This window comes from Aquimarina sp. AD10 (genome assembly GCF_003443715.1).
GTDB classification, from domain to species: Bacteria; Bacteroidota; Bacteroidia; order Flavobacteriales; family Flavobacteriaceae; genus Aquimarina; species Aquimarina aggregata.
In genome coordinates, this window is the sequence record NZ_CP031965.1 from 5,064,331 (window position 1) to 5,087,106 (window position 22,776).

18 protein-coding genes are annotated in these 22,776 nt (G+C 32.6%); 7 read left to right on the plus strand and 11 right to left on the minus strand.

The features are described from left to right. Positions 1–74 precede the first annotated feature (74 nt). From D1816_RS21005 to D1816_RS21015, 3 genes are all read right to left on the minus strand, one after another. Positions 75–1,322 carry an oligosaccharide flippase family protein gene (locus tag D1816_RS21005; RefSeq protein ID WP_233565217.1) on the minus strand — a complete coding sequence of 416 codons (1,248 nt, stop codon included), beginning with the start codon at positions 1,320–1,322 and terminating at the stop codon, positions 75–77. Between the two features lie 111 nt (positions 1,323–1,433). After that, positions 1,434–5,399 (minus strand): DUF4114 domain-containing protein, encoded by a 3,966-nt coding sequence (locus D1816_RS21010; RefSeq protein WP_118505473.1) that lies wholly within the window; start codon positions 5,397–5,399, stop codon positions 1,434–1,436. A gap of 97 nt (positions 5,400–5,496) precedes the next feature. Continuing rightward, positions 5,497–6,303 (minus strand): glycosyltransferase, encoded by an 807-nt coding sequence (locus tag D1816_RS21015; RefSeq protein ID WP_118505475.1) that lies wholly within the window; start codon positions 6,301–6,303, stop codon positions 5,497–5,499. A gap of 552 nt (positions 6,304–6,855) precedes the next feature. Between D1816_RS21015 and D1816_RS21020 the strand changes: the two genes are divergently transcribed. After that, complete coding sequence (locus D1816_RS21020; protein WP_118505477.1) at positions 6,856–8,943, plus strand: lipopolysaccharide assembly protein LapB; 2,088 nt, start codon at positions 6,856–6,858, stop codon at positions 8,941–8,943. Positions 8,944–8,980: 37 nt separating this feature from the next. Then, complete coding sequence (locus tag D1816_RS21025; RefSeq protein WP_118505479.1) at positions 8,981–9,223, plus strand: VF530 family DNA-binding protein; 243 nt, start codon at positions 8,981–8,983, stop codon at positions 9,221–9,223. Between the two features lie 141 nt (positions 9,224–9,364). On the opposite strand, the gene D1816_RS21030 is transcribed toward D1816_RS21025, so the two are convergent. The 8 genes from D1816_RS21030 to D1816_RS21065 form a co-directional block, all read right to left on the minus strand. Then, complete coding sequence (locus D1816_RS21030) at positions 9,365–13,378, minus strand: DUF4114 domain-containing protein (protein ID WP_118505481.1); 4,014 nt, start codon at positions 13,376–13,378, stop codon at positions 9,365–9,367. 118 nt (positions 13,379–13,496) lie between these two features. Further along, a complete protein-coding gene (locus D1816_RS21035; protein WP_118505483.1) occupies positions 13,497–14,213 on the minus strand; it encodes a LytTR family DNA-binding domain-containing protein in 717 nt (238 codons plus the stop codon). 24 nt (positions 14,214–14,237) lie between these two features. Continuing rightward, a complete protein-coding gene (locus D1816_RS21040) occupies positions 14,238–14,558 on the minus strand; it encodes an Hpt domain-containing protein (RefSeq protein ID WP_118505485.1) in 321 nt (106 codons plus the stop codon). A gap of 2 nt (positions 14,559–14,560) precedes the next feature. Beyond that, a complete protein-coding gene (locus D1816_RS21045) occupies positions 14,561–15,619 on the minus strand; it encodes an ATP-binding protein (protein ID WP_118505487.1) in 1,059 nt (352 codons plus the stop codon). 1 nt (position 15,620) lies between these two features. Beyond that, on the minus strand, positions 15,621–16,754 hold the full coding sequence (locus D1816_RS21050) for an FIST signal transduction protein (protein WP_118505489.1): 1,134 nt from the start codon (positions 16,752–16,754) through the stop codon (positions 15,621–15,623). 5 nt (positions 16,755–16,759) lie between these two features. Further along, on the minus strand, positions 16,760–17,974 hold the full coding sequence (locus D1816_RS21055; protein ID WP_118505491.1) for an ATP-binding protein: 1,215 nt from the start codon (positions 17,972–17,974) through the stop codon (positions 16,760–16,762). After that, positions 17,974–18,513, minus strand: coding sequence for a heme NO-binding domain-containing protein (locus D1816_RS21060; protein ID WP_118505493.1), 540 nt, complete (start codon positions 18,511–18,513; stop codon positions 17,974–17,976). Before D1816_RS21060 ends, D1816_RS21055 begins: the two co-directional genes overlap by 1 nt. Positions 18,514–18,523: 10 nt before the next feature. Then, on the minus strand, positions 18,524–18,931 hold the full coding sequence (locus D1816_RS21065; protein WP_118505495.1) for a response regulator: 408 nt from the start codon (positions 18,929–18,931) through the stop codon (positions 18,524–18,526). Positions 18,932–19,228: 297 nt separating this feature from the next. On the opposite strand from D1816_RS21065, the gene D1816_RS21070 reads away from it, so the two are divergent. From D1816_RS21070 to D1816_RS21090, 5 genes are all read left to right on the plus strand, one after another. Further along, positions 19,229–19,450 (plus strand): hypothetical protein, encoded by a 222-nt coding sequence (locus D1816_RS21070; RefSeq protein ID WP_066308046.1) that lies wholly within the window; start codon positions 19,229–19,231, stop codon positions 19,448–19,450. A gap of 12 nt (positions 19,451–19,462) precedes the next feature. After that, on the plus strand, positions 19,463–19,627 hold the full coding sequence (locus D1816_RS21075; protein ID WP_118505497.1) for a Lacal_2735 family protein: 165 nt from the start codon (positions 19,463–19,465) through the stop codon (positions 19,625–19,627). A gap of 17 nt (positions 19,628–19,644) precedes the next feature. After that, positions 19,645–20,061 carry a hypothetical protein gene (locus D1816_RS21080; RefSeq protein ID WP_118505499.1) on the plus strand — a complete coding sequence of 139 codons (417 nt, stop codon included), beginning with the start codon at positions 19,645–19,647 and terminating at the stop codon, positions 20,059–20,061. Between the two features lie 72 nt (positions 20,062–20,133). Then, positions 20,134–21,159, plus strand: coding sequence for a ligase-associated DNA damage response exonuclease (locus D1816_RS21085; RefSeq protein WP_118505501.1), 1,026 nt, complete (start codon positions 20,134–20,136; stop codon positions 21,157–21,159). After that, positions 21,156–22,772: an ATP-dependent DNA ligase gene (locus D1816_RS21090; RefSeq protein ID WP_066308038.1), complete on the plus strand. Its 1,617-nt coding sequence runs from the start codon at positions 21,156–21,158 to the stop codon at positions 22,770–22,772. Before D1816_RS21085 ends, D1816_RS21090 begins: the two co-directional genes overlap by 4 nt. Positions 22,773–22,776 lie beyond the last annotated feature (4 nt).

Consider the following 22,776-nt stretch of genomic DNA (forward strand, 5'->3'; position numbering starts at 1 on the left):
TACAATTATTGGGCATTTCAACACGAATTATGTTGAGATGCTAATCTCTTTCGACGAATGGGTCTACCGGTACGTTAAGCTTTTTTAGATAGCTTTAGGTAACCGATAAAAAAGAATAACTGAAATGTGAGAAGAATAGCCATTGCTACTATTTGCATAATAACAACTTCTGATAACGTGTTGTGAAAAAAGACGATGAGTGCTACTTGTGATATACCTAATAAGGCTGATAGTACAACTGGTATATATTGATCTAATGACAAAAAATAATAAGCAAAAATATTAGATATAGCAAAAAGAGAGGTAGCAATAGCATATTTCCATAGTAATGGCGCAATGCTGATATATTCTGAACCAAACATCATCTGGATTACTAATTCTGGAAATAAATAACAACCCAAAACGATGGTTGCCGATAATAGAGTAATGTAGAATACATATTTAAATAAGATAGGCGCATGGGCTTCTCCATCTTTTTGCTTTTCAACAACCTTAGGTAGCAGTAACATCACAAACATCCATGCTACAAAATATACTACTCTGCCAATTAGTGCCAATGATGCATATAAACCCGCTTCATAAGTTTCAAAATAATGTTTAACCATTAAAATGTCACTGTTGTTAATTATAATTTGAGTAAGTTCATAGAATGCTGTTAAAATAAAGAACTTAGTGATATACTTAGATTCTGCTTTAGGGAGACTATGTTTTGTTGTGATTTCTATATCTTTTGTACGAAATGGTATTAGTCCAAAAAAGAAAGAGACGGCAATACCTATTGCAACTAAAATTGAAGACTGTAGACCAATAGTATATATTAAAACTAGTGTAATAGCTAATCTACTTATCATTTCACTTTGATAAGTAATTGCTAGACTATCAAATTTTTTACTTCCTTGATAAATCCCCCTATTAACACTCATAATAAAATAAATGGGTATACCAATCCCAAATATGACAAACATATATGAAGATTGCGCATTAAAAAGAGATTGCAATGGTTTTGAAAAAACAATCATTAAGATACCTAGAATAACACCCGTTATCGTTGAATATTTATAAGTGATATTGATAAAACTTTTAAATATTTCGTTTTCAAAAATGACAGAAAATTTTGCAGTGGATAACTGAAATGTCATGGCAACAAAAGAGAGTACTAAAAGAAATGTAATCAATAATGCTGCATCTGCAAATTCTTCGGGTCCCAGAATTCTTCCTAAAAGTAAATTGTAAAGATAATTTCCTCCGTTAACTATAATTACGCTGGCCATGAACTTCTGTTCAGCATTTAATTTCTTTAATACAGAAATATGAATGGCCATTATTATTTGTTGTTTTGTTTTAAAGTTTTGGTCGTTATATCTCTAAAGATAAGACCTTTTTTAAAACAACTATATCTTATTTAAATAAGATATAGTTGTTTTGTTAGATTTCTATTTTATTAGAAAACTTCCTTCATATCTCTTCTTAAAGTCATCTCCTCTAATAATATATTTATATACACCTTGCTGTAAATTCTTAGCAGTAAAAGTAAAGGTTTGCGTAGGTGTTCCTATACCTCCTAATTCTTCTTTTTGTACTATTCTACCCAACATATCAATTACAGAAATTGTAATTTTTTGATTATCGGTTGGCATTTTTATAGTGGTTTGTGACCTAAATGGGTTAGGAGAATTAGTTATCGTAGTAGTATCATTATCTACAATTATGTTTCCATTTGTTTCTTCTACCATTGTAAAGGCAAGTTTCGAAATATCTAAAGTAAAAGTGGTATTGTTTTTATAATCTCCTTGGATAGAGAATACCACACTTCTTAGATTATCCATAACTCTGTTTTGTTTTGTTTTACTCGAGAAATCTGAAAAGGGAATTGTATACAGCTGTTTTTTATCATTGGCTTTTATAGTATATCTAAGTCTTTGGTTCCAATCTACCAGATCTTTAGTTACTAAAATTACTTCTACATCTTTATCACTAAATAATTCAAATGCTAGAGCTTCATAATTAGAGACATCTAGAGTCAAGTCACCTCCAAGTATATTTCTAAATACATTTAGAGTTTCTTTAAGCTCACCATTTACTTTAATATCTCGTTCTACTGTATATTGATCTTCTTGATCTTCAGTTTTTTCACTTTTAACAATTTCAAAATTAGCTACTGTTGCGCCGTCTTCTAGATAATCAATTCCCCATGGGCCATCTGCTAGGTATAATGCATCTGCTTTATTAGGATCTTCACCAGTAATCGCAAAACCAATATCAAACAGGTGTCCTGTTTCTATAGTGACCGTTTCGTTATATTCACCCGAAAGACCTACAGTTTTTATCATTAATTCTTCTTCAGATAGTTCTGTAATTCTTTTATTTCCTCTAAAGTTAAATTGACTTATTTCAGATTTATTTACAATGTCTAAGACAAGTTTTCCGTCTTTATAAAATCCTTTTTGTACAAATACAGGAGGAATATTATCAGGAATAAAGGTTTTTCCCAGAGATTTTTGATCAATCAATTTATCAATAATGTTATTAGCCATGGTAGCCACTTGTGGTATTGACCCTCCCCAGATTTGGAAATTAAGGTAATCTCCCGCTGGATATTGATCAATATTCCATAAACTATACAGCTCATTTTGATATTCATCTATTCTTACCGAAAAATGTAAAGCTTGTTCAACTTCACCGGTTACTCTTCTTATTCTGGTGTTAACTAGTGTATGGTTTCTAATGGTAAGTGTTCTAATATCTTCTAAAACAGAACCATTAAGCCTGTCGCAAATGGTTTTTGAATGGTCGTAAACAGACCCTTCTGTAGCCATTGCTAATGCTGCTCCGACACGTTGTTCTTTATTGTAATAATCAATAGAGAATACAGAGGTAGCATTTGTAATACCAAGTAAATCATCAGGGCTAGAAACAAAAGATGTTTCTGTACCAGAAGCACCAGTATCAGAGAAATAGATACTTAGATCAATCTTTCCTGATTTATTTGATTTTTTACCAGGGATAAAGCGTTTTTGTAATTTCTTTTGATTGTTAACTTTATTAGTTTTTGATCTTAAGAAATTTCTTTTGGCAATAAGACTTGCCAAATCACCATTACTCTCTAATCCTCCATCATTTCCTGATGTAACTATACCTTCTTCGGTAAGCTCTGGAATGTTTGTCGTTTTTAACGAGCTGTATTGATCAGCCCTAATGTGAAACAGAATATCATTAAAATCATGATCTGCTCCTGGGTAATCTCTTCTTATATCTTCAAAACCTAATACTATTGTTTCATTTGCAGGATCTGCCAAAAGAATATTATGAGGTCTTAACGTTTCATCACATTCTGGGTTATATTCAGGGTTGGTATATACTTGCCATAAACCTTCGTCTACAGATGTACTGTTCCAACCGTCAACTAGTAATACCCATCCTATACCTGTATTTGCAGGAAAACTACCTATATTCATCGTATTTCCGGCATTTAATTCACCATCACTACCTGTTCCTGAAGCATTGGCAAAAACAAGAGTTATATCCTCTGGTTTAGGTACGGTTGTAGAAGGGTTATTAAGATCATATGTATAGTATCCTAGTGCATTTTTGTAAGTAGTGTTTTCGCTTATAAAAGTTACCGAGATATCTGCGGTATTTTCTATCGAAATATTGGTATCGTATCCTGCATAGATAAAATTAGGATTAAGATTAGGAACAGAACTTCCTTCTGGTAAAGCGTCGTTGATACGTGTAAGATAATCAGAAGACAATGTTTCGTCTGTGCCCAAATTATTTGGAGTACCATTGGCATTAAACGTACTTACATATTGATATCGTTCACCTATACTAGCAACAGGAAAACTACTAGGATTTTGATCTCCGTTATCAGAGTCAAAAACAGTTTCTTTTAAATCAAAACTGTCATCCATACCATCCTGATCAAAATCGTTTCCAGATGGGACTGTATTTGCAATACCATCACCTGTTGTATCATATGCATCAACGGTATCTAAGATCCCGTCATTATTAGAATCTGTATCTAAAAAATCTGGATTATCTGTACCATCTGTATTGATATACCCTTGAGGTGTACCCCCGTTATCCGGATCAAAATTGTCATCCATACCGTCACGATCTTGATCTGATCCCGAAAGTGCTACAAAGTTTAAGCTAAGTTGTCCTTCGATAAGGTCGGTAATACCATCTTGGTCAGAATCGATATCGTAAGGGTCATAAATTAAATCATTATCGGTATCTGCTGGATAGAATATAACTCCAGTTTGATCAACATCTACTATATCGGCAATACCATCTAAGTCAGAATCTACGAAGTTGTCGTCTTCAGAATTAAAAAAGCCATCACCATTGGTATCATAACTTCCCAGACCAGCTTCAACAATATCAAATATACCGTCGTTATCACTATCAAGATCTAATACATTGGGTACTCCGTCTCGGTCTGTGTCAAATGCAAGAGACACACCACTGTTACATGTGTTTCCAAAATCAGCATCTAAATAATTAAAAATCCCATCAGAGTCATCATCACCATAAGGATCTATTCCACCGCCTTCTACAAGATCAGGAATCCCGTCACCATCGGTATCTTTATCAAAAGGATCTAGAACTTCATCTTTATCCGCATCTATCGGGGAGACCCCAATAGCACATTTAAAGCCATCATTAGAGTTGGTAACCTCTGTATTATTTAGTAATGTAGCATATGGAGTTGCCGATTCATAATCATTAACTAGATATAAACCACCATTATTACTAGATACATACAGTCGATTGCTAGTATCTGTATAAGAGGCTCCAAAAGTATGATTTGGTAAATCTGTTACAGATTTACTACTAAATGCCGGTGTGGCAGTAGTAAGGTCCCATTTGTATACGTTACCTCTACTACCACCATATAAATTACCATTTATAAATACGATATCTGCACAAGAACTTGGTGATGCTTGATCAGATACTATAATTTCAAAAACAGGAGAAGACGATCCGTCATAATCTTGCAAGTTTGTAATTTTATGAAAAGAACGTTTATCAAGAGAGTTCTGAAAAACCCACAGATTTCCCTCACTGTCGACATCTGCAGCATAACCACCACCAAATGTTACGCCTCCGTTATTTGCTACTGCACCAAGATCTACAATTAAATCTGAGCCGATACGCAATAAGTGCTTATCACTGTTTCTGATGGCGTATAAAAAATTATCTACAGGATTATATCCACCTGCATTATAGGCAGTATGGGTGTGTAACGGATCTGAGTATGTACCTGTTATAGGATCATACGATCGCAAAGCTCCAGAGATGACTTGGTAAAATTTACCGTCATTACAATCAAAAGGTTGTTGAGCATAGATAGAGCTGGCTATAAGAATAACCAATAGAGTAAAGGTTTTTTTCATAGTGTTTTTATTGTTGTCTGCTAGAGCTATAATGTGCTAGCAGTTATTTTATAATTAAAAAATATGTTGAATGTAAAGGGTATAGAAAAGAAAGTAATTATTTAACCATAGTATAGTTTACTTTAAGTTGATCTACTGCTATTGTGTTTTTGCTAGGTGTATTTACCTTTAAGTAGCTAAACCAGATAATTAAAAGATTAATCGGGATAAGAAATGAATCTTTTAATGTTATTTTTGATCCGTCTACTTCGATCCAGCTATCAAGAGGTTCTTCACTAATATGATTTAAAAGATCTTTTAAACCAATATGTTTCTTAAGACGTAGAAAAATCTCGATGTCAAATAACCATCTACTGATAAACCTTTGGCTATAAACATTCTCAATTATACTTTTTCTGAATACTTTTGCACCGCATTGCGTATCTTTAATAGGAAGTTGTAGAATAAAACGAATAAAGAACCCTACAAAATTTGATAAAAACTTTCTTACTATATTTCTATCTATATTATTTGATTCTTCAGCTTTTCTAGATCCAAAAACCATGGCTAGTTTTGGATTGTTATTTAGTTTTTGTACTAGATTATCCATCTCTTCTAAAGATGTAGAAAGATCCGCATCTAAAAATGCAATATTTTCTATAAAATCTAATTCGGCAAGATAATTGGCTCCTGTTTGTACTGCAGTAGCTTTACCTTGATTAGTTTCTAGATTAAGTACAGATATATTTTTAGGGTTGATCTGTTTAAGTTCATTTAACATCTCTAATGTATTGTCTGAACTGCCATCATTTACAAAGCATAAATGGTATAAGGGGTTGTTACCTAAGAAGGTTAAAAATTTTTCTTTTTCTAATCTGTAATACTCGTTGTAACAAGGGATAATAATACCAGTAATTTTCGTCATGTTTTTATTATTTTGGGGATACTTCGTTTTTAATGAAGTATTTTTTAAAAGTGACTTGTTGTTTTTAGTCTTTATTCTTTTAAATTATGTTAAACATTCTTCTGGGGATTTTTGAAGCCTATATTAACATTTTGACGAACTTAAATTGATGCTAAATATCTAGTGATCAATCTGATGTAAAACTAATAAGTGTTTTAGAAAGTTGGTTACGGTAAAACCACAAATTTAATACGCTAACACCAAAAACAGTGTATTTTGTCGATAATCGTGCATTTTTCATTGAAATTTTAACATTTGTTCAGTTAAAATGTAAAGATAAATCCTACAAGTGTTAAAGAAAAAGATGATTTTTTTACTGTTTTAGTGTTAAAATAGGGGGGTATTTTCCCCCTAAATGGAGGTGAAAGTTTTAATTTTATGTTAAAATGGATTAAAATTCTTTTACTGCTGACTTCTAATGCGTTACGATTTTTGTAAAACTTATTCGGTTTTTAATGAATCTTCTGGATGTTATTCTTAACTTAACAATATCAATCAACGAGATACATATTCATGTCCTTAAAACCATTTTTTTTTATCCTTTTGTTTTTGTTGTCATTTTCATCGGTATTTGCTCAAGAAATGCAAGAAGGTTTTACCTATTTAGAAACTGGTAAATATATTGAAGCAAAAGACTTCTTTGAAAACATTTTAAAATCATATCCAGAAAATCAAACAGCAAGACTATGCTACGGAAGAGCTGTTGGTTTATCTGGAGACTCCGAAAAAGCAGTTGCTATTTTTACTGCTTTAAAAGCAGACTATCCTGATAATTTTGAAGTTAAATTAAATTATGCAGAATCACTATTATGGAATAGTCAGTTTTCTAACGCAGAGTCATACTACGAAAACCTTATTAAAGAGAACGATACTAGTTTTCCTGCAGTTTTGGGATATGCTAATACGCTTTCAAACTTAAAGAAATATAGTAAAGCACTAGAGGTAGTTAATAAAGCGCTAACATTACAACCTGGAAACGCAAATGCTTTGACGTCTAGAAAATATGTTCGATTGGGATACGCCAATGCTCTATCTCAAGATAAAAAGTATGATAAAGCTCTTGCATTGTTAGACCAAAACCTAGTTGATTTTCCTAATGATAAGGATACACAGCTTAATAAAGCGAATATATATTTAGTTCAAGAAGATCTGGTAAATGCAAAGAAAACATACGAGGCATTAGCTACAACACCAAAAGATAGTATCGTTTCATTAAACGGTTTAGCTTTGGTTGCGCATAAGTTATCAAAAGAAAAAAAAGCACTTGATATAACGCTAATAGCAAAATCAAAAGTAGAGCAATTTAAAAGTGACAAAGATTTATATTTAGCAACCCAAGAACGACATATCCAAGCCTTACTTTGGAATAAAAAATTTACATCTGCAAAAGAAGCTACAGATCAATTAGCACTGGATTACCCAGATAACCCAAGAATTCTAAGTTTAAAGGCAACCCGTGGTATGTATACGAGTAATTTTAAGACAAGTCTGGATAGTTATAAAAGTATTTTGAATAAAAATTTGGGAGCTTTTGATGGTAATTTGGGGATTGCAAATGCATATAGGGCAGTGGGGGATGATATGAAATCGTATGAATATGCCTTTAAGACATTAAATTATTATCCTAAACAACCAGATGCAGAGAAATTAATAAAGACGCTCAAGAAATCGCACACACCTTTTATAGAAGAAAAAACAACATTTACTTTTGATAATGGTGATAATGAGGCAGTGAGTTTGGGTGTGAATGCAGAGATTCCTTTTTCAACAAGATTTAAAACGACATTTTTATACAATTATAGAACTACTAAGAATACAGTTATAAATAACGAAGCAACTTCTCATAACTTTAAAGCAGGATTTTTATACAATATTCGTCAGGGGATCTCCTTAAAATCTGATGTTGGAATAACAAGTGCCAGTGGTTCTACAAGCGATTATACCCAATGGATTGCAGAAGTTATGTTGCAAACCAAACTGTTTAGACTTCAAAATTTAGATTTTGGATATAAGAGAGAGTTACAAAACTTTAATGCTGATTTATTAAATAGAGAGATTGTGATGAATAACTATATAGTAAACTACAATCTTGGTACTAATTTTAATTTAGGTTGGTATACACAATATATCTATACTTCTCAAACCGATAGCAATACCAGAAATTTATTATTTACATCATTATATTATTCTATTTTAAACAAACCCGTTTTAAAGGCGGGTCTTAACTATCAATATATAACATTTAAGAATCAGGTACCTGCTATATATTTTAGTCCAGGAGAGTTTAATCTTGGAGAAGTATTTATTGAAATCGTTAGTGATGCACAAAAAAAATGGTTTTACAATGCCAGTGCTGCATTTGGTCAACAATTTGTAGAAGAAGATCCCAGTTCTTCAACCTTTAGAGCTGAAGCAAAGTTCGGGCATCGATTTTCAGATCGATTTATAGCTAATATATACGGTAAGTATAGTAATATTGCTTCTGCAACTGCAGCTGGTTTTGAATTTGTAGAATTTGGATTTAAATTGAAATGGTACTTTCTAAAAAAACCAATTTTTAATAATAGAATTATGGCATTAAAAGAAAAGGTCACTCAGTAATGCAGTAAATGATTTTAATTTTGGAGTAAACTTAGTAATGGATAAACAAAATAATACTAAAAAACAGCAACCCAATAATCCTTTACATGGGGTCAAATTAGCGTATATCGTTGAAACTTTATTTAATCATTATGGTTGGGAAGGGTTAGCAGCAAAAGTGAATATCAATTGTTTTAAAATTGATCCTTCTATAAAGTCTAGTCTTAAGTTTTTAAGAAAAACCCAATGGGCTAGAGATAAAGTAGAACAGCTTTACTTAGAACTAGATAAAAAGAAATAGTAGGAGATATAGTGTATCAACTTAGGTTGATCTTTCTTTTAAAAAGAAGTATGCTAAAGATTAATATAAAAAATAGCGAGAACAAATTGTTGTTTTGTTCTCGCCATTTACCCAAATCATGAAACTCAACCTTTACTTTTTTTATTGTTGTATTAGAAAACGACCTTTATATTGTTCTTTATTCTGACCTCTTAGGATATAGTAATAGATGCCAGGAATAAGGTTTTTACTTTCAAAATTAATTGTGTTGTTATTTACATTTGTAATTTCTTTTCTTACCGTTCTGCCAAGAAGATCGATTACTGTAATGCTTAACATTTTATGTGTTCCAGGCACTTGTATTGTTGTTTGAGTGCTAAAAGGGTTAGGATAATTTTTTAGGGTAAAGTTCTTAAGCTCGTCTATCGTTTCTACTTCTGCGATGATATCATCTTCTTCTATATCGTCTTCTTCAACAACATCATCATCTGTCTCTACATCTGTTACATTAGCTTTTGTGAACGCCATGTCAGAAACTTCTAGATAGAATGGCTCAAAGCTTTGGTAATTGCCTTGTACCGAAAACACTACGCTTTTAATTCTTCCGATAGTATCATTAGCTTTGTTACCGTTTGTGAAATCAGAAAATGAGATCGTATGTGTTTTTGTTTCTCCAGCCATTACTTTGTATCTAAGTCTGTTGTTCCAGTCTGTTAAACCTTCTGTGACTAGAATAACTTCAACATCTTTACTGTTTTGCATTTCAAACTGTATTGCATCATATTGCGTTACATCTAATGTAAGCTCACCAGCTAATATATTTCTAAATAAGTTTAAAGTTTCTTTTACTTCTCCTTCTACTATAGTATTACGTTCTATACTATACATGTTTTCTTCTTGCTCAGTATCTTGCTCTTGTACTTCAAAACTTTCGATAACTACACCTTCTTTTTGGAAATCTATTCCCCATGGTCCATCAGCTAAGTATAAAGCGTCTGATTGTGTTGCGTCGTCTGCTGTGATAGAAAATCCGATATCAAATAAGTACCCTGCATCTATAGTTACTTGCTCATTATATGAACCTGATAAGGCAATTTCTTTGATCATATTTTCTTCATCAGAAAGTTCTGTTTTTCTAATATTTCCATTAAAGTTCATTTGGGTTGCTCCAAATTTATTAACGATGTTTAATGTTAATTTACCATGAGCATAAGATCCTTGTTGTACAAATACAGTAGGTACTCTATGATTTACTTTATGGCTTCTTAGTGGCTTATCTGCAGTAAACGTATCAATAATATGATTTGCTAAGTTTGCCACTTGAGATACAGACCCTCCCCATACTTGGAAATTTGAATAATCACCTTCAGGATAGTTACCGATATTCCATAAGCTATAGATTTCATTTTCGAATTGTGTTTTCTTGATAGAAAATGTCAAGGCATACTCTATTTCGCCAGTAGCTCTTTCAATTTTAGTACTTACTATAGTTTGATTTCTGATATTTACTGTACGAACGTCTAATAATTTAGATCCGTTTAATCGATCACAAATCGTTTTAGAGTGATCATAAATACTTCCTTTAGTTGCAGTGGCTAGTGCAGCAGCTACTCTTTCATCTCCGTTATAATAATCAACAGAGAATACCGCTTCGGCATTGGTTATTCCTAATAGATCTTCAGGACTTGATACATATGTTGATTCTGTTCCTAGTAATCCTGTTTTAGGAAAATATACACTTAAATCAATACCATTTGCTGATTTGTATGATTTCTTACCAGGCTGAAAACGTTTTTGTGATTTCTTAGTATTAAAAATTGAATTTGTTTTTGTTCTGTTAAAGTTTCGCTTTGCAATTAAGCTTGCTAAATCTCCGTTACTTTCTAAACCACCGTCATTAGCAGAAGTAACGTCTGTAGCACTATCTATACTAGCATAATTATCTGTTTTGATTGCGGTATAAGGACTTGCTGTGATATAAAATAAGGCATCATTAAAATCTTGATCACAAGAGGCATAATCTCTTCTTATATCTTCGAATCCAAGAATAACTCTTTCGTTGTCAGGATCTGATAATAATACATTATGATATCTTAATGAAGAATCACTTTCTGGATTGTAATCTGGATTAGAATGTAACTGCCAGTTACCAGTTCCTACGCAACCTTCTGACCATGCGTTTGCAAGTAATACCCACCCTATACCTGTGTTAGGTGGAAAACTACCGATGTTTACTTTGTCACCTATTTGTAATCCGCCTCCGCTATACAAAGCTGATACATTAGGAAAAACTATGGTGATATCTTCTGGAGCAGGCATTGTAGGTGATGGATTATTAATGTCATAGGTATAAAACCCTAATGTATTTTTGTAACCAGCACCTTCGCCAACAAACGTTACCCAGATATCAGCTTGTTCTTGTAAAACCACATCAGTATCATATCCTGATGAAATATAATGTGGATTAAAATCAGGTACGGGATATCCTTCAGGTAGTGCATCATTAACCATGTCTATAGTTTCTTGGCTTACCACATCTCTTTCGTCTAAATATAATGGCGTACCGTCTGAAGAAAAGTCACCTAGATAGTTATATCTATCACATATCTCCGGAATAGGAAAACTATCAGGTGTCTGACCACCATTTTCAGGGTCAAAACTAGTTTTTCTTTGATCAAAGTTATCATCTAATCCATCCTGATCAGCATCATTTCCTGAATTTGTAGTTTCTGATACACCATCGCCATCGCTGTCATATGCTTCGATAGTATCCGAAATACCATCATTATCAGAATCGGTATCTAAATGATCATAATTATCGGTGCCATCAGTATTTATGGTTCCGTTTGTTGTTCCATTATAATCAGGATCAAATGCATCATCTAAACCATCATTATCTTCATCAACATTAGATAACCCTATGTATGCCGTACTTAATTGCCCTTCAATAATATCAACAATTCCGTCATTATCAGAATCAGTATCATAGCAATCAAATATGCCATCATTATCAGTGTCTAATAACACTAGGGCATTTCCTGTTTGATCTTGATCAAATGCATCGGCAATACCATCGTAATCGGTATCTTGAAAATCAGTGTCTAAACCATTACAAATTCCGTCATTATTCGTGTCTTTATCTCCTTGTCCAGCTTCAACGATATCATAAATACCATCGTTATCAGAATCGATATCTAAGAAATCTGGATTACCATCACCATCTCTATCAAAAGCATCTTGTACAACATTATCACCATTACCACTAAAATCATCATCAAGATAGTTAAACAAGTCATCGCCATCATCATCGCCAAAAGGATCTAAACCGTTGCATTCTGCAATATTTGATATTCCATCACCGTCACAATCGGCATCCATAGAATCTAAAATACCATCTTGATCTCTATCTAAGGGAGATACAGTAGTAGCGCTTTTAAAACCATCATTAGAATTTGTAGTTTCTGTTAAATTAAGAAGTGTAGCCGTTGGTGTTGCACTTTCATAGTCATTAATCAAATATAAACCTCCATTATTGTCTGATAAATATAGACGTTTATTAGAGTCTGAGTAAGCAGCGCCAAATGTACTTTTAGGTAAGTTGGTTACTGTTTTACTTGAAAATACAGGAGTACCAGTAGAAAGGTCCCATTTATATAGCTTTCCTCTACTACCACCATAAATGGCGTTATCTATAAACGCAATGTCTGCACATGTAGATGGAGAAGTTACATCTGTTGGGACAACCTCAAAAACAGGAGAAGAAGATCCGTCATAATCTTTTAAGTTCGTAATTTTATGAAAAGCATTTTTTGTGTTATTTTGATATACCCAAAGGTTACCTTCTGCATCTACATCTGCAGCATAACCACCGCCAAAAACCGTTGTTCCTGATGGCGCTACAGCGCCTAGATCTACAATCATATCTTTACCAATTCTTAGTAAATGCTTATCCTTATTTTTTATAGCATAAAGGTAATTGTCCGCCTCATTATATCCTCCGGCGTTGTACGAAGAATAGGTGTGCAAACCTTCAGAATATGATCCTGTTACAGGGTCATATGCCTTTAAAACTCCAGATATTACTTGGTAAAAATCACCTTCTGATCCAACAAAATTTTGTTGACCACTAAGGTTTAAAGTGATTAAGATGATTACAAGAGTAGTTATTTTTTTCATAATGGTATAGATTTCGGTTTCTGTGAGATAAAACTAATCTATACCTATGATTTTTAAGGGGATAATTCGTTTATGGGTAGTTTGCTGTAGACGAACGGTTTTTAATTCGGGATGAATTTTAAAGCATGTTTAACCTTTTCATTAATTCTGGGCGATTTGATCTGCTTACTGGGATAACATCCTTGTCAATCAAAACGCTATTGTCCTCTATATCAATAATTCGTTTGATATTAATCACATAGGATCTGTGTATTTTTAAGAACGTATCTTCTGGGAGCTTCTCTTCGATTTTTTTGAGTGTCGAATGTACGGTATAATTTTTTTCTTGGGTTTTAATTAAAATGTAATCACCTTTGGCTTCTATCACATTAATAGTAGGAATATCTATTTTTATAAGTCTTCGATCAATATTAATGTAGAGGTCATTTTCTCCTGATGATATGCCAGACGATGAATCTTCTGTCTTGTCTTTGACTTCAGGAGTTTTGGTACTTTCTGCTTTCTGAATGGCCTTTAGAAACCTGGGTAATGCAATTGGTTTTAATAAATAATCTACAACGCATTCATACTCAAAAGCCTCTAACGCAAAGTTTTTGTCTGATGTTGTTAGTATTATTTTTGGAGGATTCTTTAAGGTTTGAATAAAATCAAAACCTGTAAAATCCGGCATATGAATATCTAAAAATATTAAATCAATATGATGTTGATTTAAAAACTTTATAGCTTGAATTGCATTCGGAAACTCTTCAATAACATTAAGTTGCTCAACCTGTGAGCAAAGTTGTTGAATAATCAATCTAGCTGTTTCTTCATCGTCTATAATAATGCAATTCATAATGGTAAATGATAGGTTATTTTTTTATAATGTCTTAAGAAAATCTTCTATGGTATCTAAAATTAGTATAAATTTTGGATATAGAGAGAGATTATTTTTCTTTAATCCATTTTCAAAATCAGCTGTAGTTTGATATCCATCTTCAAAACCCAGCATACCTATTTTATGTTTTAGTTTATGCACATTCTCTGATGCTTTGATAAATGCCTTTAAGCTATAATTATCACTAAATTGCGTTTTTTCTTCGTAAAACTCTCGTTTTAAAATTGTAATAATTTTGTTTTCGAACTCTTCTGAACCTGCAGCAAGTTCTTTAATATATGTTAGATTAGGGGCTTCTGTCATAATTATTCTTTTTTTAGTGTAAAATTAAAAGTAGTACCAACTCCTTCTTTAGATTCGATCCATATTTTACCATCATAAAACTCTACTATTTTTTTTACAATAGATAATCCGATACCTGTGGATATCTTTTTATCGTCTAGTGTTTGAAAAATTTCGAATATCTTGTTATGATATTTTTTCGAAATTCCTTTTCCATTGTCTTGAACGGCAAACTGCCAGAAGTTATCTGTTTCTTGAAAGAGAATATATATTTCTCCTCTTTCTTTATCCATAGCTTTAATAGCATTTGTAATTAAGTTCTGGAACAGTTGTTTTATCCTAGATGGATCGGCATAAATGACGGGTAGTGTGTTTTTAGTACTAATATGTATATGATCTGGGATTTGGGTTAAATGAATAATCTCTTTAATAAGATCATTCAAGTCAATATTATATTCTAATGTTCTTGTTTTATCATCTACTACAGAATATTCTAGAATTCCATTAATAAGATTATCCATTTTTTCGATATTCTGATCAATTAAATCCAGGTTGTCTTTTGTAGTAGCTTCAAGGTTATCCTGGTTATCTTCTTTTATCCAATTAATTAATGTATTTATAGTTCTTAAGGGTGATTTTAAGTCATGAGAAACTACATGAGCATAATCATTGAGATCTCTATTACTTTTTTCTAAGTCTTTAAGTAATACTTCTCGTTGTCTTTCTATTTCAGAAATTTGAAAAGCTTGTTTTTCAATTAAGTTAGCAAGTTCTATTCCTGTTAGTTCTTTTCCTTGTTGATTACCTTTTTCGTTTTTGAAAGTAATGGATTGTAGCATTTTAGTAGCATCGGTTAGACTAGCAATAACCTTTTTTTGTTGTTCTGCTTCTTGCTGAAGTCTCTGGTTAGCATCAAATAATTCTTGAGAGCTGATAGACATTGCTCTTTGTAACATGCTAAATTGATCTTCATAATTTTGATAAGATTTATTGATCGCCATGAAGAATGTATTCATTTCTTCAGAGGATTTACTATCTTGATCTAAGAACTTCCTTATTTGTCGAGCTAATAACGAATGCATATTATTCACTAAATAATGTTAATGTCATGGTTTGATTATGTAGTTCGCAATTTATATTACCCTCAAAAGGAGCTAATTCTCCATAAGAATAAAAACCGCTTACAATAGTTTGTTGTCCAATAGATTCTATAACTTCTTCAATCTCTTCTTCTACACGCTGATCCATTACTAATTTTCTACCAATACAACTTATCAAAATAGCTAATTCTGGTTTATTTGCTCGATTTTTCATGCCTAGTTCTGCTGCTTGTAATGCACCATCTACGATATGATCAATGTTGGCCATCATTAATTGTACAGTTGACCCTTCAGGAACATCTCCTGCAAGAATCATGGCATTAGTTTCCTCATCGATCGTTAAAATAGTTCGTACGATAGATTCTTTTTTATCTTTAGATTTAACGCTTAAAGGATATAATAATGCCGATTGCGGAAGCTCTGAAGCTTTATCTCCTAAGTATTTTTTATATAGATCTAATGCGGGTTGATTGTCTAATTCATACAAAATATTATTGTCAGATTTTGTAATGATTCGTTCTGGCCCAAAAGGCGTCCAACCTCCATATTGAGCAAAACTTATTTCGAGAGAATCTCCGTAAAAAGCAATCAAAATGACTTCTCCTTCTTTTGGGTTTTCATTATAGCCCGAAATGGTTTTTTCAAATCTTGAATCATCACCGCATAAACCACCTGTTATAGCAGCGTTATCAATCATGGTTTCTAAACCTTGAATTAGTGCTGATCCATTTACAAAACTGCCTTCTGAGACAATAAATACATGTTTCAACCCTTCTTTTGGAACTTTTTGAATAAGTTTCTCCCCCAGGGCAACAGCATCTTTACTGTTGTCAATACTATTTTCTCTAAAGATTGAGTACCTGCTTTTTTCAAATTCTATAGCCGTTAATGTGATAGAATCTTCAAGTACTTTATCGCCAATAATTTCACCAGCAGTAGAGCCAAAAACGATTTCCCCATCGGGAAACAACTGTTTTACTTCTTCATAAATATTTTCAGCTTCTAACGCATATCGATTACCAAAAACCAGTACTAAAGGCTTTTTTAGAGGTGTCTCGGTGCTAACTTTTTTAGTCCAATCTTGATTTTTTTTCTTTTCGAGTTGTTGAAATCTCATAGTGTCTATTTTTTAAGAGTAAAATAAAATGTTGTTCCTTTATCTAGACTGCTTTCTAACCATATTTTTCCTTCATAAAGCTCTACTATTTTCTTAACAATTGCCAATCCGATACCGGTAGAGTTTTTATGATTACCCACAGATTCGAACATTTTAAATATTTTTTTATGATATTCCTCTTTTATTCCGGGACCATTGTCTTTTATGATAAATAAATGATGTGTTTTTTGATCTGTGTAATCAATTTCAATAATACCCTTTTCTTTATCCATATACATTACTGCATTACCTATTAGGTTTTGAAACAATTGTTGTATTCGGGTTTTATCTCCATGGATCACCGGTAACTCTTGTTTACTATATACCTTTGTGTTATCAGGTATTAGTATTATGTTTTTGATATCAGAGATCAGTGTATTAAGATCTATTTGTTTGGTTTCTAGATTGTCTTTGTTTCCTGCTCTAGAATAACTTAGGATATCATTGATAAGTGTTTCCATTTTCTCTAATGTCTTTTCGATCATAGAGAGGTGGCCAAGTCCAATTTTATCAAAAGCGCTACTGTAGTCTTCTTTTATCCAATTTACTAGTGCATAAATACTTCTTAATGGGGATTTTAAATCATGAGAGACAATGTGAGCATAGTCACTAAGTTCTTGATTCATTTTTTCTAGATCTATGACAAGTTTTTCTCGTTGTTGCTCTAATTCTAGTTGCGCTGTAATATCTCTAACAATACCCTGTGCAGCTACAGGTTGATGGTTTTTGTTGCGAATAAGACTTGCATTGATATGTACTGTTCTTACACCCTTGTCTTTGGTGTATACTCTTGCTTGATAGTCAGAAAAAGAACCTTTTGTTACTAATTCCTGAAACGAAGTCATGGCATATTGATAGTCTTCTTTATAAATCAAAGTGACTATGTTCAGTTTTTCTTGATCAATATCATAACCGAATAAATTTTTGGCAGAATTATTCATTTTGACAACATTTCCAGAAATATCCATAAGAACATAAGCGTCTACAAGATTATCAAAAACACCTTGAAGTTCTGATGTTTTTTTAGTTAACCCATCCTCTAACTGTTCATTAAACTGTTTAAGTTCTTGAGTAAGATCATAGAGCTCTCTGGATTTTCCTTCAAGAATTTGTTCTGCTTGTTTTCTTGCGGCTTTTTCTCTTTTTAGGGCTCTTTTTAGTATGTCTAATTCTTCACTCATTAATTTTTAGTGATACTAAATTTAACTTCTGTGCCGTCTTCTTTTATTTTTTCTAATAGGATAGTTGCAGTGCTATTGTAATGGGCAAATGTCATATTCATTAATCCCAAACCAAAATTGTACATAGCTCTGCTGGATTTATAGATCATAACCAATGATGTCGAAGTTTTTTCTAGAATTTCGAAAGTAGGCAGTTCTGCATCGGGATATATTTTTCTTACTTCTATATGAATATGATTTTCGATAGATGAAAGTAGCTCGATAGGATCTTCGTACTTATCAATTAATCCGGGATAACTGCTGGCAAGTACTCCAAAAAAATGTTCAGCATAGGTAAGTAAGAGATCGTCGATACTTATTTTAGTATGTGCACTTAAATGTGTGAGTAGGCTAAGCATCTCTGAGAAATCATAAGTCCCTACGGCTGTGTATATACCTCCAGAGGCAAGTGCAGATTCTTCTACAATTTTATCTACTACAGCTAGACCAAACTTATCTTCAACCAGTTCTAAAAATTCTGTAAATACAATTCCCTTCATCTATATTAATTTAAGTCTTAATAAATTCATTCACACTCCAATACTCAACAAGACACTTTATTTTGTGTGCATAGTCGTCATATTTTAGAGGTTTTACGATATAGCCAGCGATTCCAATTTCATAACTTTCTTTTAAATCGTTATGATTATTAGATGTACTGAGTATGACTACAGGGGTATATTTTAACGATGAATTGGATTTCAAAAGTTTTAAGAATTCCAGGCCGTTCATTTTCGGCATATTCAAATCTAAAAAAATTATATCAGGTAATTGCTCTTTACTCTCTAGAAATTTTAAAGCTTCTTCACCATTTTCTTTTTCTATGAGATTATGGTTATACCCATTTTTTTGCAAAACTCTTGCAAATTTTAAGCGCTCTATTTCATCATCTTCGATTAATAAAAAATTTAGACTCATGTTTTTAATTTAAGTTACACATAATGTTTTGGATGTGATAAAGATGTTACTTTTAAAAACCTTATTGTTATCTATTTCGGCGAAAAGCATTTTTAGTATCGACGAATGGTAGTTTTATATAGTTAAGTAGATTTTACACTATTCTTTTTTGTCAAATTCAGAAGATTTAGAACAAATAATGCATTAATTGTATGTTTTTTACAAGAAATCGTAAAAATCAGGGCTAAAAGTAGTTAATGTTGTTTAAACCCTTTTTATAGTTCTTAAACATTACGTAGCTTTGGCAAAAAAATATAAATGACACTAATCGAGAAAGCTCTGGAATTCGAAAGCAGAACGATGAGTAATATGAGTACAAGTGATAGAGTAGAAGCTTCAAGAGAAGCCAAATCACTAATCTTAAGTCTAAATGAGATTTTTAAAGAATCTAAAGACCCTGAGATAATGGATCTTATGAAACGTCTTACTGCAAAAAAACGTAAAATAGAAAAACGTTTAAAAGGACTTCCAACGGAGTAAAACTAAAGGACTATGTTTGGATTATTTAAACAAAAATCAGCAGTAGGAATACTACAGAGTAAATATGAAAAACTAAATAGTCAATCGCATCGGTTATCTAATAATAACCATGTAGAAAGTAATAAAAAAAATGCAGAAGCAATTTATTTTAAAATAGAAATGCTTCAGGGAAATTAGTACTAATATTTGACGGTATGGATATTGGCACTATAAGACTATTATTTGACTTTGGACTTTTAATCCTTATTTGGCATGTTCAAATCTTAATCTACCCGAGCTTTAGTTATTACAAAGCAGAAGGGTTGCGACAGTGGCATAAGAAATATGTTTTAAGGATAACATATATTGTTATGCCTTTAATGATAGGCCAATTAAGTTTGGCCATCGTTCAGAGTTTTCATAAACTTGGTAGTTATGAAATAGGAAGTCTTACCATAATTTCTATTATTTGGTTATCTACTTTTTTGCAGTTTGTCCCAATGCACAGTAAAATTTCATTTGGCGATACTGACCACCAAATGTTAAGTACTTTAATACGTAAAAACTGGTTACGTACAGTTTTGCTGTCTATTATGTTTACATGGAGCTTTATTCATTTGTGTTTGCAATAGTCATTTGTTAGCATTTGTAAAATGTGATTTGAGTATCATTTTTACAATATTTCTAATATCTTTAGGAGAAAAATGCAAACTCCGCTACTTGTGTTTAACGAAAACGGAATTTATTGTAAAGCGGCAGATGTGTATATAGACCCATGGCGGCCTGTAAATAAAGCAATTATTAGTCATGGCCATGCAGATCATAGTCGTTGGGGGCATAAACAATATATAACGCATCATACCAATATCCCAATTATTAAACATCGATTAGGCGAGATTAATGTGAGTGGGAAATCGTATGATGAAACGTTTACAATTAATAATGTAAAATTCTCTTTACATCCCGCAGGTCATATTATTGGCAGTTCACAAATTCGTGTAGAGCATAAAGGAGAAGTATGGGTATTTACAGGAGATTATAAAATCGAAGACGATGGGATATCACAAGTTTTTGAACCTGTAAGATGTCACACTTTTATTACAGAATGCACGTTTGGGTTACCTCCTTTTAAATGGGAGCCTCAAGAACTAGTATTTAATAATATCAATACATGGTGGGATACAAATAAATCAGAAGGAAAAACATCTGTACTTTTTGGATATTCTTTAGGAAAAGCACAACGCCTGTTAAAACATCTCGATTCTTCAATAGGAAAAATATATACACATGGTGCTATAGAAAACATGACAGAAGTTATAAGACCTATGATTGATCTTCCAGATACAACATTAATAACAAAAGAAACCAAGAAGACCGATTTACTAGGACATATCGTATTAGCTCCACCGAGTGCTCATGGTAGTACTTGGATTCGAAAAATGGTCCCATATGTAACCGCCTCAGCAAGTGGTTGGATGACTTTTAGAGGTGCGCGTCGTCGTAGAGCTATTGATAAAGGTTTTGTGCTGTCTGATCATTGCGATTGGCAAGGGTTACTTACTGCTATAAAAGCTACAGAAGCACATAAAATCATATGTACTCATGGATATACAGATATTTTTTCAAGATACTTGAGAGAACAAGGATATGATGCAAGAACAGAGAAAACTCAGTATGAAGGAGAACTTACCGATAGTGAGGTTGATAAAGCAGATGGGGGTAAATCATGAAATTATTTGCCGAATTAATAAAAACATTAGATAGTACCAATAAGACAAATCTTAAGGTAGAGGCCTTAGCGTCATATTTTAAAAAAGCAGAAAATGTAGACAAGGTTTGGACTATCGCGATACTATCTCATCGTCGCCCCCCTCGTCCTATAAATACTACAGTTTTACGATCATGGGCAGCAGAACTTGCAAATATACCTTTATGGCTTTTTGAAGAATCCTATCATATTGTGGGAGATTTAGCAGAGACGATTGCTCTAGTCGTTCCTGCATCTAATGAAAGTACTCAAAAACCATTAAGTCAATTTTTGAAAGAGTTTATAACACTTAAAAAGAAAGATGATCAAGAAAAGAAATCTTATGTTTTAGAGAATTGGTCAAAGCTTAATTATTATGAACGTTTTGTGTTTACCAAGCTCATTACAGGAGGGTTTAGAATTGGAGTTAGTCAAAAACTAATGACAAGAGCCTTATCAAAAGCAACAGAAATAGATGAGGATATTTTAGCATATAAGCTTATGGGTAATTGGGATCCAGATACCATTACTTTTGAAGATCTTATTCTAAGAGAAAGACCCGAAGATTTTTTATCTAAACCTTATCCGTTTTATTTAGCTTATGCTATAGAAGAAGAGGTTTCTGGTCTTGGAAATGTTAAAGAATGGAGTATAGAGTATAAGTGGGACGGGATTAGAGCTCAGGTTATTATTCGAAATAAAGAATTGTTTGTTTGGAGTAGAGGTGAGGAATTGGTAACCGATAAGTATCCCGAATTTCGTCAATTTGTCGAAGAAATACCCAACGGAACCGTTCTTGATGGTGAAATACTACCGTTTCCTGAAGGTGCAATCGGAACGTTTAACGATTTACAAACCCGTATCGGAAGGAAAACCATATCTAAAACCTTACTAGCTAAGACTCCTGTAATTCTAAAAGTGTATGATATACTTGAATGGGAAGAAAAAGATATAAGGACATCAACATATTTAGAAAGAAGAAAAATCTTAGAGAAATTATTCTTACAATATAACAATCACAACACAGGATCAAATAAAAATACATTGCAATTATCAGAAAGAATTAGCTTAGAAACGTGGAAAGATGTAGCAGAAGAAAGAGCAAAATCTCGAGAAATTTGTAGTGAAGGTTTAATGCTTAAACGTAATGATGCAATATATAAAGTAGGGAGAAAAAAAGGGGATTGGTGGAAATGGAAAGTAGATCCTTTAACAATAGATGCGGTACTTACTTATGCAATGAGAGGACATGGACGAAGATCTAATCTTTTTACAGATTATACATTTGCACTCTGGAATCGGGAAAATACAGAATTAGTAACTTTTGCAAAAGCATATTCAGGCTTAACAGATGCAGAATTTAAACAAGTTGATAGTTGGATTAAGAAAAATACTTTAGAGAGGTTTGGTCCCGTTAGAAGTGTTACCCCAGAATTAGTGTTTGAAATAGCGTTTGAAGGAATTGCATTTTCCAAAAGGCATAAAAGCGGTATTGCCACGAGATTTCCACGTATTTTGAGATGGAGACAAGATAAAAAAATAGAAGAAGCAAATACGCTTGAAGATCTTAAAGCGATGATTCCTTCTTCGAAATAATTGT

Bases quoted from the DNA above. Each gene is read 5' to 3' on its own strand.
- D1816_RS21065 (WP_118505495.1), bottom strand. From the start codon at position 18,931: ATGAGTCTAAATTTTTTATTAATCGAAGATGATGAAATAGAGCGCTTA.
- D1816_RS21015 (WP_118505475.1), bottom strand. From the start codon at position 6,303: ATGACGAAAATTACTGGTATTATTATCCCTTGTTACAACGAGTATTAC.
- D1816_RS21010 (WP_118505473.1), bottom strand. From the start codon at position 5,399: ATGAAAAAAACCTTTACTCTATTGGTTATTCTTATAGCCAGCTCTATC.
- D1816_RS21060 (WP_118505493.1), bottom strand. From the start codon at position 18,513: ATGAAGGGAATTGTATTTACAGAATTTTTAGAACTGGTTGAAGATAAG.
- D1816_RS21025 (WP_118505479.1), top strand. From the start codon at position 8,981: ATGGATAAACAAAATAATACTAAAAAACAGCAACCCAATAATCCTTTA.
- D1816_RS21080 (WP_118505499.1), top strand. From the start codon at position 19,645: ATGGATATTGGCACTATAAGACTATTATTTGACTTTGGACTTTTAATC.
- D1816_RS21020 (WP_118505477.1), top strand. From the start codon at position 6,856: ATGTCCTTAAAACCATTTTTTTTTATCCTTTTGTTTTTGTTGTCATTT.
- D1816_RS21090 (WP_066308038.1), top strand. From the start codon at position 21,156: ATGAAATTATTTGCCGAATTAATAAAAACATTAGATAGTACCAATAAG.
- D1816_RS21050 (WP_118505489.1), bottom strand. From the start codon at position 16,754: ATGAGATTTCAACAACTCGAAAAGAAAAAAAATCAAGATTGGACTAAA.
- D1816_RS21045 (WP_118505487.1), bottom strand. From the start codon at position 15,619: ATGCATTCGTTATTAGCTCGACAAATAAGGAAGTTCTTAGATCAAGAT.
- D1816_RS21035 (WP_118505483.1), bottom strand. From the start codon at position 14,213: ATGAATTGCATTATTATAGACGATGAAGAAACAGCTAGATTGATTATT.
- D1816_RS21075 (WP_118505497.1), top strand. From the start codon at position 19,463: ATGTTTGGATTATTTAAACAAAAATCAGCAGTAGGAATACTACAGAGT.
- D1816_RS21085 (WP_118505501.1), top strand. From the start codon at position 20,134: ATGCAAACTCCGCTACTTGTGTTTAACGAAAACGGAATTTATTGTAAA.
- D1816_RS21030 (WP_118505481.1), bottom strand. From the start codon at position 13,378: ATGAAAAAAATAACTACTCTTGTAATCATCTTAATCACTTTAAACCTT.
- D1816_RS21055 (WP_118505491.1), bottom strand. From the start codon at position 17,974: ATGAGTGAAGAATTAGACATACTAAAAAGAGCCCTAAAAAGAGAAAAA.
- D1816_RS21005 (WP_233565217.1), bottom strand. From the start codon at position 1,322: ATGGCCATTCATATTTCTGTATTAAAGAAATTAAATGCTGAACAGAAG.
- D1816_RS21040 (WP_118505485.1), bottom strand. From the start codon at position 14,558: ATGACAGAAGCCCCTAATCTAACATATATTAAAGAACTTGCTGCAGGT.
- D1816_RS21070 (WP_066308046.1), top strand. From the start codon at position 19,229: ATGACACTAATCGAGAAAGCTCTGGAATTCGAAAGCAGAACGATGAGT.